Source organism: Tsuneonella sediminis (assembly GCF_051912845.1).
Lineage (GTDB): Bacteria > Pseudomonadota > Alphaproteobacteria > Sphingomonadales > Sphingomonadaceae > Tsuneonella > Tsuneonella sediminis.
Window position 1 is genome coordinate 120,094 of the sequence record NZ_JBNCBU010000001.1, and the last position, 14,460, is coordinate 134,553.

At 66.8% G+C, this 14,460-nt stretch carries 14 protein-coding genes; 6 read left to right on the forward strand and 8 right to left on the reverse strand.

All coding sequences use genetic code 11. From position 1 onward, the window contains the following. Positions 1–8: 8 nt before the first annotated feature. On the forward strand, positions 9–500 hold the full coding sequence (locus ACPV3N_RS00635; protein WP_440113198.1) for a hypothetical protein: 492 nt from the start codon (positions 9–11) through the stop codon (positions 498–500). A gap of 29 nt (positions 501–529) precedes the next feature. On the opposite strand, the gene ACPV3N_RS00640 is transcribed toward ACPV3N_RS00635, so the two are convergent. From ACPV3N_RS00640 to ACPV3N_RS00655, 4 genes are all read right to left on the reverse strand, one after another. Next, positions 530–994 (reverse strand): MaoC family dehydratase, encoded by a 465-nt coding sequence (locus ACPV3N_RS00640; protein WP_440113201.1) that lies wholly within the window; start codon positions 992–994, stop codon positions 530–532. A gap of 90 nt (positions 995–1,084) precedes the next feature. Continuing rightward, complete coding sequence (locus ACPV3N_RS00645) at positions 1,085–1,885, reverse strand: DUF1206 domain-containing protein (RefSeq protein WP_440113204.1); 801 nt, start codon at positions 1,883–1,885, stop codon at positions 1,085–1,087. A 58-nt stretch (positions 1,886–1,943) separates the two neighbouring features. Continuing rightward, the gene (gene ychF / locus ACPV3N_RS00650) at positions 1,944–3,044 is read right to left on the reverse strand and encodes a redox-regulated ATPase YchF (RefSeq protein WP_440113207.1); all 1,101 of its coding nucleotides are present in this window, start codon (positions 3,042–3,044) and stop codon (positions 1,944–1,946) included. 95 nt (positions 3,045–3,139) lie between these two features. Then, positions 3,140–4,120 carry an SDR family oxidoreductase gene (locus ACPV3N_RS00655; RefSeq protein ID WP_440113210.1) on the reverse strand — a complete coding sequence of 327 codons (981 nt, stop codon included), beginning with the start codon at positions 4,118–4,120 and terminating at the stop codon, positions 3,140–3,142. A gap of 73 nt (positions 4,121–4,193) precedes the next feature. Here ACPV3N_RS00655 and ACPV3N_RS00660 point away from each other — a divergent pair, with 73 nt between their 5' ends. Further along, entirely contained in the window at positions 4,194–4,421 is a 228-nt protein-coding gene (locus ACPV3N_RS00660; RefSeq protein WP_440113213.1) for a hypothetical protein, read from the forward strand. On the opposite strand, the gene pth is transcribed toward ACPV3N_RS00660, so the two are convergent. Further along, positions 4,418–4,987: an aminoacyl-tRNA hydrolase gene (gene pth, locus ACPV3N_RS00665; RefSeq protein ID WP_440113214.1), complete on the reverse strand. Its 570-nt coding sequence runs from the start codon at positions 4,985–4,987 to the stop codon at positions 4,418–4,420. The genes ACPV3N_RS00660 and pth overlap by 4 nt on opposite strands. Before the next feature lie 119 nt (positions 4,988–5,106). Here pth and ACPV3N_RS00670 point away from each other — a divergent pair, with 119 nt between their 5' ends. Continuing rightward, on the forward strand, positions 5,107–5,847 hold the full coding sequence (locus ACPV3N_RS00670; RefSeq protein WP_440113217.1) for an SDR family NAD(P)-dependent oxidoreductase: 741 nt from the start codon (positions 5,107–5,109) through the stop codon (positions 5,845–5,847). 65 nt (positions 5,848–5,912) lie between these two features. Here the strand turns inward: ACPV3N_RS00670 and ACPV3N_RS00675 are convergent, their stop codons facing one another. From ACPV3N_RS00675 to ACPV3N_RS00685, 3 genes are all read right to left on the reverse strand, one after another. Next, complete coding sequence (locus tag ACPV3N_RS00675; protein ID WP_440113220.1) at positions 5,913–6,617, reverse strand: 50S ribosomal protein L25/general stress protein Ctc; 705 nt, start codon at positions 6,615–6,617, stop codon at positions 5,913–5,915. A 121-nt stretch (positions 6,618–6,738) separates the two neighbouring features. Further along, complete coding sequence (locus tag ACPV3N_RS00680; protein WP_440113223.1) at positions 6,739–7,620, reverse strand: TraB/GumN family protein; 882 nt, start codon at positions 7,618–7,620, stop codon at positions 6,739–6,741. Next, positions 7,617–8,540 (reverse strand): TraB/GumN family protein, encoded by a 924-nt coding sequence (locus ACPV3N_RS00685; protein ID WP_440113226.1) that lies wholly within the window; start codon positions 8,538–8,540, stop codon positions 7,617–7,619. The genes ACPV3N_RS00680 and ACPV3N_RS00685 overlap by 4 nt, the downstream gene beginning before the upstream one ends. A gap of 157 nt (positions 8,541–8,697) precedes the next feature. Here ACPV3N_RS00685 and ACPV3N_RS00690 point away from each other — a divergent pair, with 157 nt between their 5' ends. The 3 genes from ACPV3N_RS00690 to ppdK all read left to right on the forward strand — a co-directional run bounded on the left by ACPV3N_RS00690 (position 8,698) and on the right by ppdK (position 14,460). Further along, the gene (locus ACPV3N_RS00690; protein WP_440113229.1) at positions 8,698–9,612 is read left to right on the forward strand and encodes a glycine--tRNA ligase subunit alpha; all 915 of its coding nucleotides are present in this window, start codon (positions 8,698–8,700) and stop codon (positions 9,610–9,612) included. Then, a complete protein-coding gene (gene glyS / locus ACPV3N_RS00695) occupies positions 9,609–11,726 on the forward strand; it encodes a glycine--tRNA ligase subunit beta (RefSeq protein ID WP_440113232.1) in 2,118 nt (705 codons plus the stop codon). Before ACPV3N_RS00690 ends, glyS begins: the two co-directional genes overlap by 4 nt. A gap of 70 nt (positions 11,727–11,796) precedes the next feature. Then, the gene (gene ppdK / locus ACPV3N_RS00700; RefSeq protein WP_440113235.1) at positions 11,797–14,460 is read left to right on the forward strand and encodes a pyruvate, phosphate dikinase; all 2,664 of its coding nucleotides are present in this window, start codon (positions 11,797–11,799) and stop codon (positions 14,458–14,460) included.

Consider the following 14,460-nt stretch of genomic DNA (forward strand, 5'->3'; position numbering starts at 1 on the left):
TGCGGGCTATGTGGATTTTGCCGGCGGCGCTGGCGGCGGCCGGTTGCGGCGAGGGCGAGCCGAGCGCGCGCGAGCAGGCGATGAGCGACGAAGCCGATGTCGAAGCGGTGAAGGCGGCCCAGCAGGCTCCGCCGGTTCCCGTCACGCCCGACAAGATCCTGTACCCGGATATCGAGCGAAACGACCTCTTTGGCGCAGGCTGCAATTTCGCGCCGGAGGGTTCGATGGCCGCGATAGCGCTTGCGCAGCCCGGGCGCGGCTACATGAAGATCGACGGCAAGCTAGAGGCATTCGCCCCCGATGCGGGCAGTTCCGATCTGCCGCTGGGCGCGAAGGGGAAATATACCGCCGGTGCCTGGTCGTTCCTTCTCGACATCGGCGAGGGAGAGGGCGAGCAGGACGGCATCGAAACGGTCAATTTTCCCGCGCGCCTGATTTTGCGCAACGATCGCGACCAGGTGGTCTACGAGGCCAGCGGGATCGCACAGTGCGGCAGCTGACCCGGCGGGAGCCGACGGTTCCCTCCGCGTCAGTCTTCGATCGGCGCGTCGGGTTCGCGCACCGCGATCAGACCGTTGGAGATCATGCTCATCACCGGTTCGTCGTTCTGGTTGTACACGGCAAGGCTCGACTTGAAGATGCCCATTTCCCGCCGCGACCGGCTGCGGCGCTTTTCGATCACGGTGCTTTCGCAGCGGAGCGTATCGCCGGGAAACACGGGCTTGATCCAGCGCAGCTGGTCGATGCCGGGAGAACCAAGCCCTGCCTGCCGATTCGCCTTCAGGTTCTCGACCAGCATTGCCATCGTCATCGCGCAGGTATGCCAGCCGCTTGCCGAAAGGCGGCCGAAATGGGTCGCGGCGGCAGCGTCGTCGTTGAGATGGAAGGGCTGGGGATCGTACTTCAAGGCGAATTCGACAACCTCTTCGCGCGTCACGTCATAATGGCCGAAGCTGGCCGTTCGCCCGACCTCGATGTCCTCGAAATACTGCAAGCCTTCATTCCCTCAATTGGCGAGTCGAGAACGCGCGTTTAGCCTATTGGCGCGGATGCGACAGCGCCTCGAGGGGGGGGGCAGCGGGCTCTACGCTCTCGGCTTGAGGTCGCCGTGCCCGATGTCGGGGATGATACGGTAACGGGCGACGATCAGGGTAAAGATGCCGAACAGGATCAGGCCCACCGCGACGAGCGAATAGAGCACGCCCATGCCGCTGAGCGAAACGATCGCGTCGCCAAGCCCCTTCACCTCGCTCGACTGATCGAACCACGCGCCCTTCAGCAGCGACCACCCGATCAGCAGGAAGACGACCGCGCGTGCCGCATGCCCGCCGCGGCCGAGCGGCTCGACGTAACTCGGCGCGCCCGCGCCGACGTGCTTCATGAAGTGCGCATCGTATGCCGACTTCGCCTGCATGATGGCGGCAACGATGAAGCCAAGGCCGATGATGCCGAGGACTACCGGTCCGATCTCCCAGCTCAGCAACGTGCTCGCCTTCTCCTGCGTGCCGTCTCCGCCGCTTCCGGACTGGTTTTTTTCGCCGGTCGCGAACTGCCATGCCGTGATGGCCAGGAACAGGTGCCCCACCGCGCTCGCGGCCGAGCCGATGCGCTTGGTCTTGCCCTTGGCGTCGTCGCCGTGGTTCTCGATATCGGTGGCCGCATCGAGGGCCTTGAAGGCGGCATAGCCGAGAAGACCGATGGCGACGAGGTAGAGGATCGCTGTGCCGAGCGGCACGTCTTGCACGAGGTCGAACACAGCTGCCTGTCCATCCTCAGCCTTGCCGGCCGTCTGCAGCGCGACGTAGCCAAGCAGGACGTAGACCAGGCCGCGCGCGGCATAACCCAGGCGCACGAGCCAGCTGAACTTTTCGGACTTGTCGACCATCGCGTGCAAACTCCCCGTTTCGAAGCTGAACGGGCGAACGCCGCAATGGGTCCTGCGATCAGACGTTGAACTTGAACATCATAACGTCGCCGTCCTGCACGACATAGTCCTTGCCTTCCTGCCGCAGCTTGCCGGCTTCCTTGGCCCCGGCTTCTCCGCCCAGCGCGACATAGTCATCGAACGCGATGGTCTCGGCACGAATGAAGCCGCGTTCGAAGTCGGTGTGGATCTCGCCCGCTGCCTGCGGCGCCCTGGCACCGGACGGAAACGTCCACGCGCGCGCTTCCTTGGGTCCGGCGGTGAAGAAGGTCTTGAGACCCAGCAGCTTGTACCCGGCGCGAATGACCCTGCTGAGCCCGCTTTCGGTGAGGCCCAGCTCCGCGAGGTATTCGGCGCGGTCCTCGGCCGGCATCGCTACCAGCTCGCTCTCGATCGCGGCGGAGACGACCACCGCCTCGGCGCCCTCGGCCTTCGCCTTCTCGAAGACCCGGGCCGAAAGCGCGTTACCCTCGGCGGCGTCCTCTTCGGCGACGTTGCAGACGTAAAGGACCGGCTTGGCGGTGAGCAACTGCGCCTGCGCGAACACCTTTTCCTCGTCGTCGCCGTTGGGCTGGGTAAGGCGGGCGGGCTTGCCCTCGCGCAACAGCTCGAGCGCCTGCCCCAGCACGCTCGCCATGACCTTGGCCTCCTTGTCGCCGCCGGTCGCGCGCTTCTGGGCGGCGGGGACGCGCTTTTCGAGGCTCTCGAGGTCGGCGAGCATCAGCTCGGTTTCGACCACCTCGGCGTCGGCGATCGGATCGACCTTGTTGGCGACGTGCTGGATGTCGTCGTCCTCGAAGCAGCGCAGCACGTGAACGATCGCGTCGACCTCGCGGATATTGCCAAGGAACTGGTTGCCTAGGCCTTCGCCCTTGCTCGCGCCCTTTACCAGCCCGGCGATGTCGACGAACGCCAGCTGGGTCGGGACGACCTTCGCCGACTTGGCAATCGCCGCGATTCGATCGAGCCGCTCGTCGGGCACGGCGACCTGCCCGACGTTGGGCTCGATCGTGCAGAACGGGTAGTTCGCGGCCTGCGCGGCCTGCGTTTCGGTTAGGGCATTGAACAGGGTCGACTTGCCGACGTTCGGCAGCCCGACGATTCCGCAGCGGAATCCCATGGTGACTTTATCCTCGTGAAGGTGACGGCGCGCGCCTTAGCGCCGGGCGGCGGTTGGCGCCACCCTTGGTTGGCCGACCGGCGACGGGGGGCCGTCTAGTCGAGCACGCCCTTCACGAACGCGCCCATCGGCGAATTGCCGAGCATGGCGAGCTGGGTCTTCGCCGACACGTCGTTGATCGCGGTCTGGGGGATGGAGCCTGCCGCGACGGGGCGGCGAAGCGGGCGCGAGCCCGCTGGCATCGCTGCGATCTCCGCTATGGCGCGCGGAATGTCCATTACGTCGGCGGAGCGGCCCGAGCCATCTTCCTGTCCCATCCGCGCCACGACTGCGGGATATCCGTCGGTATGTCGGTCCGAGGCGCGCGCCTTCAGCTCGGCCGAATAGCGGTTGCGATTGACCCAGACCTTGGTCGGGTATCCGCCCGGTTCGATGATCGTCACCTCGATCCCGTGGGGCGCGACCTCGTAGGCGAGCTGTTCGAACATCGCTTCCACCGCGAACTTTGTCGCCGAATAGTGCCCCGCGAAAGGCACGATCACCCGGCCGAGCTGGCTCGACACCGCGATGATCAGCCCGGACATTTGCGCCCGCATACCCGGCAGCACCGCGCGGGCGAGCCGGTGATAGCCGAACACGTTTGTGTCGAAGGCCAGCCGGGTCGCCTCCATGTCCTGCACTTCGACCGGCCCGGTGATGCCGATCCCGGCGTTGTTCACCAGCACGTCGAGCCCGCGCCCGGTCTGGCGCTCTGCCTCCCCGACTGCCCGGTTCACCATGTCCTCGTCGAGCACGTCGAGTTCGATGACGGTGAGGTCGAGCTTTTCGTCCCTGGCAAGTCTTTGCAGCTGCTCAGCCTCGGGCCGCGGAACGTTGCGCATCGTCGCGAAGACCTTGGCGCCGAGACGCGCATAGTGTTCTGCCCCGGCGCGGCCGAAGCCCGATGAGCTTCCGGTGATCAGGATCGCCTTGCCTGCGAGCGAGGGCGGGACGGCTGTTTCGGCGGCACGGACGGTGAGGGACAGCGCGCCGGTGGCGGCGGCGCCAGCGAGCAGGTCGCGGCGGGCAATGGACATAAGGTTTCTCCCTCGCCCGGGAGATAACGGCATTCGCCTTGCGCGTCGAGCGGCGGGCGTTCACGAAGCGCGGATGCGCCGCGCTCTCATTCTCTTTGCCGCCATTGCCCTTCCCGCCTGCCAGACGACTGATTCCGATGACTGGACCGGCGGTGCGCATACGCCGTTCGGCCAGGCCGAAAAGAGCTGCACCGAGCTGCTTCAGACGACCTCAAAGGAGCAGAACCGTCGGGAGTTCTTCGTCGGTTGTATGGGTGCACTCGGCTGGACGCCGAAGCCGGCCGCGTCGATCGACCTCTAGGCCCGCTGCCGCAGCGCGATCTCGCTCATGAAGCGCGCGTCGTCGCCTTTCGCGAGCCATTCCGCCTCGGCCGCAATCGCGCCGAGCATTTCTGCCAGGTCGTCGATCTCGGCCTTGGCGTAGTTGCCGAGGACGTGGCCTGTCACCCGATCCTTGTGGCCGGGATGGCCGATTCCGATCCGCACGCGCCTGAAATCAGGCCCGATATGTTGGTCGATCGAGCGCAGACCGTTGTGCCCGGCAAGCCCGCCGCCGACCCGCGCCTTGACCTTGAACGGTGCCAGATCGAGTTCGTCGTGGAACACCGTCAGGGCATCCACCTCGAGCTTGTAGAACCGCAGCGCCTCGCCCACCGCGCGGCCGCTCTCGTTCATGAACGTCGCGGGCTTGAGCAACAGGATTTTCTCGGACCCGATGCGCCCTTCCTGCACCCAGCCGGAAAACTTCTTCTGAACCGGGCCGAAGCCATGCACCTCGGCAATGGCGTCGAGCGCCATGAAGCCGACGTTGTGCCGGTGCATCGCGTATTGCGGACCGGGATTTCCTAGGCCTGCCCAGACTTGCATGGCGCGCGCCTACCCTAGCGAGCAGGTACAGGGAAGAGCGGGAAGGGTCTTGGCCGACCGCTTGCCGAAGGGTTGGCCTCCTGCGAACGTTTCCCGAAGTTGCTCTTCCCTACCGGTTCGTGACAAAGCGGGCCGTGTTGCCCGCGAACGCTTCTTCGACGCTACGCCGCGCCATCGTAGTCGGCGATTCCGGTGGCATCGGCTCAGCACTGCGGCGACAGCTCACGCTTGAGGGTTTTCTGGTCGCCGGACTCTCGCGCAGTGCGCCGGATTGCGCTGAAAGTATTGCGATCGACCTGCTTCAGGAAAGCACGATCGAAGCGGCCGCAACACGTCTGGGCCGCGATGCGCCGTTCTCCAGGATCCTGATTTGCACCGGCTTGTTGCATGAAGAGGGGATCCGGCCGGAGAAGGCGTTGAGAGAACTGGAGCAAGATTCGCTCATGCGCCTCCTTGCGGTGAACGCGGCCGGGCCGGCGCTGATAGCCAAGCATTTCGTCCCGCTCCTTCCGACGAAGGGCCGCTGCATCTTTGCGGCCATGTCTGCCAGGGTCGGCAGCATAAGCGACAACCGGCTGGGCGGATGGTACGGCTATCGCGCCTCGAAGGCCGCCTTGAACATGCTCATCAAGACGTTGTCCGTCGAGTTGGCGCGCACCCACCCGGAAGCGATCTGCGTGGGGCTTCATCCGGGGACCGTCGATACCGGCCTCAGCAAGCCGTTTCAGGGAAACGTTCGCCCCGATAGCCTGTTCACGGCCGACATGGCTGCTGCGCAGCTGCTTGCTGTCGTCGATCGCCTCAGCCCAGCTGAAAGCGGGCGCTGTTTCGCCTGGGACGGCACGGAAATCCCGCCCTGAAAGACGAAAGCGCCGGCCCCCTTGCGAGGACCGGCGCTTGCTGTGCATCAAACTGGAAGAGAGCGTTACTCGCTCTTCTCTTCCTGCTCTTCGACGGCGTCTTCGTCCACGCCCTGTTCGGTCGCGGCAGTCTCGCCCGCGTCCATGTCGGCGCCCGCACCGTCGCCCGAAGCGGCGGCTTCGGCGCCCTCGGCCTTCTTGAGCGCCGAGGGTGCGACCAGGGTCGCGATGGTGAAGTCACGGTCGGTGATCGCGCTTTCCGAACCGGCGGGGAGGGTGACCTCGCTGATATGGATCGAATCGCCGACGTCCTTGCCGGTGACGTCGATCTCGATCTGGTCGGGAATCTTGTCCGATTCGCAGACCAGTTCGAGGTCGTGACGGACCACGTTCAGCACCCCGCCCTTCTTGAGGCCGGGGCTCTTTTCCTCGTTCAGGAACACCACGGGGACCATGACCTCGACCTTGGCGTTCTTTGCCAGCCGCAGGAAGTCGACGTGGATCGGCCGGTCGGTGACGGGATGGAACGCGACGTCCTTGGGGAGCGTGCGAACGGTCTTGCCGCCGACTTCGATCATCACGATCGAGTTCATGAAGTGGCCGGTGCCGAGCTGGCGGACCAGCTCCTTGGCCTCGACGTGGATCGGGGTGGGTTCTTCCTTGCCGCCGTAGATAACGGCGGGGACGCGGCCTTCGCGGCGCAGTACACGGGAGGCTCCCTTGCCAGCCCGTTCGCGCGCCTCGGCCGGCAGGGTCAGAGCTTCGCTCATCGTGGTGCCTTTCGAATGCGTTAGAACTTCGGTCCGCCACGCCTCCAGGGATGACCATGACGCCGAAGGGCGCGCCGTTAGCGGGCGCGAGCCCGAAAAGCAAGCTGCACAACAGGAGGGATCAGCGCACGCGCCGGACAGTATAGCCTTTCGCGGCGAGCAGCTCGGGCAGGCCGGCGGGCGGAGCGAGGTGTGCAGCCCCGACCGCGACGAACGGTTTTCGCGCGGTCTTGTAAAGCGCATCGAGCCTGTCCGCCCACGCCTTGTTGCGGTCGGTCAGAAGCGCGCTCCTGAGTTCAGGGTCGGCAAGCATCCCCTCGTCGCCTTCCCTGGCGATCGTGTCCATGTCTCCGGCTAGCCACAGCTTCGCCAGCCTGGCGGTGTCCCCCGCGTTCATCGTGTCCTCCTCTACAACCGCGCCGAGCAGGTCGCGCTGGTCCGCTTCGGGTAGCCGGTCGAAGATGGAGAACTGTCCCTCAATCCCCTCGAGTTCCTCGATCCGGCGGGCCCGGAAATCACGCAGGAGCGCACGGTCGACGCCGTTCTCGCCGATCGAATCGTCAGCGAGCTGCGCGAGCATGAGCGCGGCGGCCCATGTCTCGATCGCCTTGAAATCGGCTTCGCGATAGCCTCCCTTGACGAGCAGCGCGCGCAGGTTCGCGCGAAGCCCGGCGGGAACCCGCTGCGACAGCGGAGGCAGCCCGTCGGGCGAATGCGACAGCCGCGTGAAGGTCGCGGCAAGCTTGCCGTCGTTCTCGAGTTCCTTCGCCTCGACCACAAGCAGGTCCGCCTCGACGATCGCCTTGTCGATCACGGAGGTGCGCCATTTGGCGCCTTCGGGGAGCGCATGGATCGTGCCGAACAGCCATCCCGCCGGCGTCCCGTCGGCCCTTGCGACTTCCCACAGCGCAGGATTCGGGGGCGGCAGCTCGGGTGCCGCGGCATCGCGCCCGCAGGCCGCGAGCAGGAGCGCGATTCCCAGCGCCAGCGCGCGGCGGATCACGGGACCCGGACGCTCTCGATGCCGCGCGCGGCCAGGGCGTCCTGCACGCTCTGCGCGCCAGCCAGGTGTCCGGCGCCGACGGCCATGAACACGGTGCCCGGCTGCGCGAGGCGATCGGCGATCCACCCGGCCCATGTGCGGTTGCGCGCATAGAGCAGCCGTTCGGCGAGCGTGGGGTCGTCCTTCATCGATTCGTTCATCAGCGCCGCGAGCCGGTCGGCGTCACCGGCCTCCCACGCGGCGACCATCCGGGACAGCTGCGGCACCACCTCGTCGATCTGCGCCGATACGCTGGCGAGAAAAGCCGCCTGATCCTTGGCCGGCAATTCGTCGAACAGCCGGAGCTGGCTTTCGAGCGTCTCCACCGCGCCGCGCTTGACGTGTGCGCCCGCCTTCGCCTCGAGCACCTTTTCCACCCCGCTATCGGCGGCGTAGCCGTTCTGGAGCAGCGGCAGCATCGACAGGGTCATTGCGGCGAACCATGGCTCGAACCGGTCGAGCGCCTGCGGGGGCATCTTCAGCTTGCTCAGCGCCTTTTCATAAGTCGTTCGCTGCTGCTCGGTGAGCAGGCCGCGCAGTGTCTTTTCCGGCGGCAGCATGGCAAGCGCCATGATCGTCTGCTGCGCGGCAGGGTCGGTCATCGCGCTCGGCGGCAACTCGGTCACGATCGTGTCGGACGACGCCAGGGCGCTGGAGATGCGATCGTCGAACCACGTGCCGCCTTGCGGGAGCACGTGCACCGTACCGAACAGGTAGATGACGGTATCCTCGTCGGAGACCTTCCACAGCGCGGGGCCGGCCGGTGCAGCGGAGGCCTGTGCCGTGTCGGCCGGCGCGGGAGTCGACGCCCAGGCGGGTTGTGCAAGCAGCACGGCGGCGGGCGCGAGCGAGCGGGCGAGGGTGCGCAGTATTCGGGTCATGGACGGGCATTGTTCGCGATCCGGGCGCAAAGGAAAAGCGAAATCGCCCGCGATCGCACGGTCAATCCCCGGCAAATCGGCAGGCTCGGGGCGGGCGCTTCGGCGATGCCAGGCGCGGTTGACGCCCTTTCGCGCCTGCGCCATTGCGCGCCGCACCATGACGCGCGACGCTCCCCGGAGGAACCCGGCCAACAGCTTCCAGGACATGATCCTGACGCTCCATGATTTCTGGAGCGCGAACGGCTGCCTGATCCTCCAGCCCTACGACATGCGGATGGGTGCGGGCACCTTCCACACGGCGACCACGCTGCGCGCGCTTGGGCCTGAGCCGTGGAACGCCGCTTTCGTCCAGCCCTGCCGCCGCCCGACCGACGGCCGCTACGGCGAGAACCCGAACCGCCTTCAGCATTACTACCAGTACCAGGTGATCCTGAAGCCGAGCCCGGCGAACCTGCAGGACCTCTACCTGCAATCGCTGGTCGAGATCGGGATCGACCCGCTGAAACACGACATCCGCTTCGTCGAGGACGACTGGGAAAGCCCGACGCTCGGCGCCTGGGGGCTGGGCTGGGAAGTCTGGTGCGACGGGATGGAGGTGACCCAGTTCACCTATTTCCAGCAGATGGGCGGATTCGACTGCAAGCCGGTCGCGGGCGAGCTGACCTACGGGCTCGAACGTCTCGCGATGTACATCCAGGGGGTCGACAACGTGTTCGACCTGAACTTCGACGGTCGCGGCACGACCTACGGACAGGTTTTCCTCGAGAACGAGCGGCAGATGTCGAAATGGAATTTCGAAGTCGCCGATACCGACGCGTTGTTCGACTTGTTCCGCAGGGCCGCCGCCGAGTGCAGAAACGCTCTCGATGCCGATGTGCCCATCGCCGCCTATGAGCAGGCGATCGAGGCGAGCCACCTGTTCAACCTGCTTCAGGCGCGCGGCGTGATCAGCGTGCAGGAACGCGCAAGCTACATGGCGCAAGTCCGCGACCTCGCGCGGGGCAGCTGCGAGGCCTACATGGCGAAGGAAGCGGACCGCTGGGCAAAGGAATTCCCGGGGTGGTCGGCATGAACGGCACGGACTTCCTGCTCGAGCTCCGCTCCGAGGAAATCCCCGCCCGGATGCAGGCCGGCGCGCGCGCGGACCTTGAACGGCTGTTCCGCGCCGAGATGGACACGGCGGGCGTGTCGGTGGGCGAGGTCACCGTCTGGTCGACCCCGCGCCGCCTTGCGCTGATCGCTCGCGGCCTGCCGCAAGCGACCGAGGCGGTGAGCGAAGAGGCCAAGGGCCCGCCCGAAGGCGCGCCCGATGCCGCGATCGACGGGTTCTGCCGCAAGGCCGGGGTCACCCGCGACCAGCTGGAGCTGCGCGAGGTCAAGGGCCGCAGCACGTACTTTGCGGTGATCGACAAACCGGGTCGCGCTACGCGCGATGTGCTGGCCGAGGCGATCCCGGCGATCGTCCGCGCTTTCCCGTGGCCCAAGTCGATGCGCTGGGGCGAAGCCTCGCTGTCGACCGAGAGCTTGCGCTGGGTGCGCCCGCTGTCGGGCATCCTCGCGATTTTCGGCGAGGGCCTGGTCGAGTGCGAAGTGGCCGGGATCGCGAGCGGCTACGCGACGCTGGGCCACCGTTTCCACCACGATGGCCCGATCACCATCGGCGGAGCCGACGATTACCAGGAAAAGCTGCGCGCGTGCCACGTGATCGTCGATCACGCGGAGCGGCAGGACACGATCCGGGCAGGGGCCGCGAAAGCTGCCGCCGACGCGGGCCTCACGCTGGTCGAGGACGAGGGGCTGGTTATCGAGAACGCCGGCCTTACCGAATGGCCGGTGCCGCTGCTGGGCCGTTTCGACGCGGACTTCCTCGACGTCCCGCCCGAGGTGATCCAGCTAACCGCGCGGACCAACCAGAAGTATTTCGTTTGCAATGATGCCAGCGGGAAGCTCGCCAACGCGTTCGTGTGCACCGCCAACATCGAGGCGGCCGACGGCGGCGAACGGATCGTCGACGGCAACCGCAAGGTCCTCGCCGCGCGGCTGTCCGACGCGCGCTTCTTCTGGGAGCAGGACCGCAGGACTTCGCTGGCCGAGCACGCCAGGAAGCTCGAGCGGATCACCTTCCACGAGAAGCTCGGCACCGTGGCCGACAAGGTCGAGCGGGTGGCGAAACTCGCCCGCTGGCTGGTCGAGGAAGGCATCGTGAAGGGCGCGGACGCGGACCAGGCCGAACAGGCCGCGCGGCTCGCCAAGGCTGACCTCGTCACCGAGATGGTCGGCGAGTTTCCCGAACTGCAGGGCCTGATGGGCGGTTATTACGCCCGCGCCGAAGGCCTGCCCGACGCCGTCGCCGACGCGATCCGCGACCACTACAAGCCGGTCGGTCAGGGCGACGAAGTGCCTACCGCGCCGGTGACGGTAGCGGTGAGCCTGGCGGACAAACTGGATACGCTTCGCAGTTTCTTTGCGATCGACGAGAAGCCGACGGGGTCAAAAGACCCGTTCGCGTTGCGCCGCGCGGCCCTGGGCGTCATTCGTATCGTGCAGGAGAACGGGCTGCGGCTGCCGATCGCGGAAGGTGATCTTCTCGACTTCTTCGCCGACCGCCTCAAGGTCCAACAGCGTGAGGCCGGTGTCCGTCACGATCTCATCGACGCCGTCTTCGCTCTCGGGAACGAAGACGACCTCGTGCGGCTTCTGGCCCGTGTGAAGGCATTGCAGGAGTTCATGAAAACCGACGACGGCGCGAACCTGCTTGCCGGGTACAAGCGCGCGGCCAACATCCTCAAGAAGGAGGACTGGCAGGGCGTCGAGGGCGAGATCGCGCATACAGGCGAGGAAGACCCGCTGGCGATGGTCGACGATCCCGACCTCAAGGCGGTGGTCGACGCCAAGATGGCGCAGCGCCATGCGAAAGAACTTTCCTACACGCCCGAACCTGCCGAAAAGGCGCTCATCGAGGCGCTGGACAAGGCCGGACCCACCGCCGCGGCGGCAGTCGAGGCCGAGGACTTCGCCGCGGCCATGGCGGCGCTCGCCAGCCTGCGGGCGCCGATCGATGCGTTCTTTGACAACGTGACCGTGAACGATGCCGACCCCGCGAAACGCGCGGGCCGGCTCGACCTCCTCGCCCGGTTCCGCGACGCGGTCCACCGGGTGGCCGATTTCAGCCGCATCGAGGGGTAGATTTTCTTCGCTAGGACTGTGTGACAAGTGTGACATGGGGCCGGCGAAATTCAGCCAGACAGGGGCGGACATGAACCAGACGGTCTATACTTTCGGCGGTGGAGCATCGCTCGACGACCCCCGAGCCAAGGACAAGACCGTCGTCGGCGGCAAAGGCGCGAACCTTGCCGAAATGGCCTCGATCGGGCTGCCGGTGCCCCCCGGCTTCACCATCACAACCGAGGAATGCGTCCGCTATCTGGCCGAGGGCGGCGAGTTCCCGGTCGAGCTCCGGCGCGCGGTGGGCGAGGCGATGGGCCACATCGAGCGGACCGTCGGCAAGCGCTTCGGCGACGCGGACGATCCTCTGCTCGTCTCGGTCCGGTCGGGCGCGCGGGTGTCGATGCCCGGCATGATGGACACCGTGCTCAACCTCGGCCTCAACGACGCGACGGTCGAGGGACTTGCGAACGTGTCGGGCGATCCGCGCTTCGCGTGGGACAGCTACCGCCGGTTCATCCAGATGTATTCCGACGTCGTGCTCGGCCTCGACCACGGCCTGTTCGAGGAGGCGCTCGAGATCGCGAAGGAGGACAAGGGCCTCTACAACGATACCGAGATGGAGGCCGACGACTGGCAGGCGCTTGTCGCGCGGTACAAGTCGATCGTCGAGGATGAGCTGGGCAAGCCCTTCCCGCAAGGGGTGACCGAGCAGCTGTGGGGCGCGATCGCAGCGGTGTTCGACAGCTGGGACAGCGACCGGGCGAAAGTCTATCGCCGCCTCAACGACATTCCGGCAGGGTGGGGCACCGCCGTCAACGTCCAGGCGATGGTCTTCGGCAACATGGGCGACACCAGCGCGACCGGCGTCGCCTTCACCCGCGATCCGGCGACGGGAGAGCGCGCCTACTATGGCGAATGGCTCGTCAACGCGCAGGGCGAGGACGTCGTCGCCGGCATCCGCACGCCGCAATACCTGACGAAAGCCGCGCGGGAGAGGGCGAAGGCCAAGCCGCTTTCGATGGAAGAGGCAATGCCCGAGGCCTACGCCGAGCTGGCGAAGGTCTTCGACCTGCTCGAGGCGCACTACCGCGACATGCAGGACATCGAGTTCACCGTCGAGCGCGGCAAGCTGTGGATGCTCCAGACCCGTTCGGGCAAGCGCACTGCCAGGGCCGCGCTCAAGATGGCGGTCGACATGGCGGGCGAGGGGCTGATCGACGAGAAGACCGCGATCCTCAGGATCGACCCGATGGCACTCGACCAGCTCCTGCACCCCACGCTCGACCCCGACGCGCCGCGCGACGTGTTGACGACGGGACTCCCCGCCAGTCCGGGCGCGGCGAGCGGCAAGATCGTGCTCGACGCCGACGCCGCCGAGCAGTGGGTCGCGCGCGGCGAGAAGGTGATCCTCGTGCGCGTCGAGACGTCGCCCGAGGACATTCACGGGATGCACGCGGCCCGCGGCATCCTCACCGCGCGCGGCGGGATGACCAGCCACGCCGCGGTGGTCGCGCGGGGCATGGGGCGGTGCTGCGTCTCGGGCGCGAGCGCGGTCTCGATCGACTTGAAGGCGCGCAGTTTGCGAATCGGCAGCCGCGAGCTTGCCGAAGGCGACGTGATCACGCTCGACGGGTCGACCGGGCAGGTCATGGCGGGCGAGGTGGCGACGATCGAACCCGAACTGGTCGGCGATTTCGGCACGCTGATGGAGTGGGCCGACCGGCACCGGCGGATGAAGGTGCGCACCAACGCCGAGACGCCCGACGACTGCCGCATGGCGATCCAGTTCGGCGCGGAAGGGATCGGCCTGTGCCGCACCGAACACATGTTCTTCGACGCACGCCGGATCAGCGCGGTGCGCCAGATGATCCTGGCCGAAGACGAGGCCGGCCGGCGCAGGGCGCTGGGCATCCTGCTGCCCGAGCAGCGCGCCGACTTCGCCGAGATTTTCCGCGTGATGACGGGCCTGCCGTGTACGATCCGTCTGCTCGACCCGCCGCTGCACGAGTTCCTGCCGCATTCGGACGAGGAGTTCGCCGAGCTTGCCGACGCGACCGGGTACGGCGCCGATCACCTGAAGCGCCGCGCGGGCGAGCTGCACGAGTTCAACCCGATGCTCGGGCATCGCGGTTGCCGCCTCGGCATCACCTATCCCGAGATCTACGAGATGCAGGCCCGCGCGATCTTCGAGGCCGCGTGCGATGTCGCTGCCGAGGGTGGGGAGGCTCCGATTCCCGAGGTGATGATCCCGCTCGTCGCGACGCGGCGCGAACTCGAACTGCTGCGCGCGCTGGTCAACCGGACCGCCGACGCGGTGTTCGCGGAGAAGGGGCGCAGCCTCGACTACCTCGTCGGGACGATGATAGAATTGCCGCGAGCCGCGCTGATGGCGGGCGAGATCGCGGAGGAGGCGCGGTTCTTCAGCTTCGGCACCAACGACCTGACGCAAACCACTCTCGGCGTCAGCCGGGACGATGCCGGGCGGTTCCTGTCGGCCTATGTCGACAAGGGCGTGTTCGCACGCGACCCGTTCGTCAGCCTCGACATCGACGGCGTGGGACAGCTCGTCCGCCTCGCCGCCGAGCGCGGGCGCAAGACCCGGCCCGACATCAAGCTCGGCATCTGCGGCGAACACGGCGGCGACCCGGCGAGCATCGCCTTCTGCGAAGAGGTCGGCCTCGATTATGTCTCTGCAAGCCCCTACCGCGTGCCGATCGCGCGGCTCGCGGCAGCGCAGGCGGCTTTGCGATAG

Bases quoted from the DNA above. Each gene is read 5' to 3' on its own strand.
- ACPV3N_RS00635 (WP_440113198.1), top strand. From the start codon at position 9: ATGTGGATTTTGCCGGCGGCGCTGGCGGCGGCCGGTTGCGGCGAGGGC.
- ACPV3N_RS00685 (WP_440113226.1), bottom strand. From the start codon at position 8,540: ATGACCCGAATACTGCGCACCCTCGCCCGCTCGCTCGCGCCCGCCGCC.
- ppdK (WP_440113235.1), top strand. From the start codon at position 11,797: ATGAACCAGACGGTCTATACTTTCGGCGGTGGAGCATCGCTCGACGAC.
- glyS (WP_440113232.1), top strand. From the start codon at position 9,609: ATGAACGGCACGGACTTCCTGCTCGAGCTCCGCTCCGAGGAAATCCCC.
- ACPV3N_RS00655 (WP_440113210.1), bottom strand. From the start codon at position 4,120: ATGTCCATTGCCCGCCGCGACCTGCTCGCTGGCGCCGCCGCCACCGGC.
- ACPV3N_RS00690 (WP_440113229.1), top strand. From the start codon at position 8,698: ATGACGCGCGACGCTCCCCGGAGGAACCCGGCCAACAGCTTCCAGGAC.
- pth (WP_440113214.1), bottom strand. From the start codon at position 4,987: ATGCAAGTCTGGGCAGGCCTAGGAAATCCCGGTCCGCAATACGCGATG.
- ACPV3N_RS00675 (WP_440113220.1), bottom strand. From the start codon at position 6,617: ATGAGCGAAGCTCTGACCCTGCCGGCCGAGGCGCGCGAACGGGCTGGC.
- ACPV3N_RS00645 (WP_440113204.1), bottom strand. From the start codon at position 1,885: ATGGTCGACAAGTCCGAAAAGTTCAGCTGGCTCGTGCGCCTGGGTTAT.
- ychF (WP_440113207.1), bottom strand. From the start codon at position 3,044: ATGGGATTCCGCTGCGGAATCGTCGGGCTGCCGAACGTCGGCAAGTCG.
- ACPV3N_RS00660 (WP_440113213.1), top strand. From the start codon at position 4,194: ATGCGCCGCGCTCTCATTCTCTTTGCCGCCATTGCCCTTCCCGCCTGC.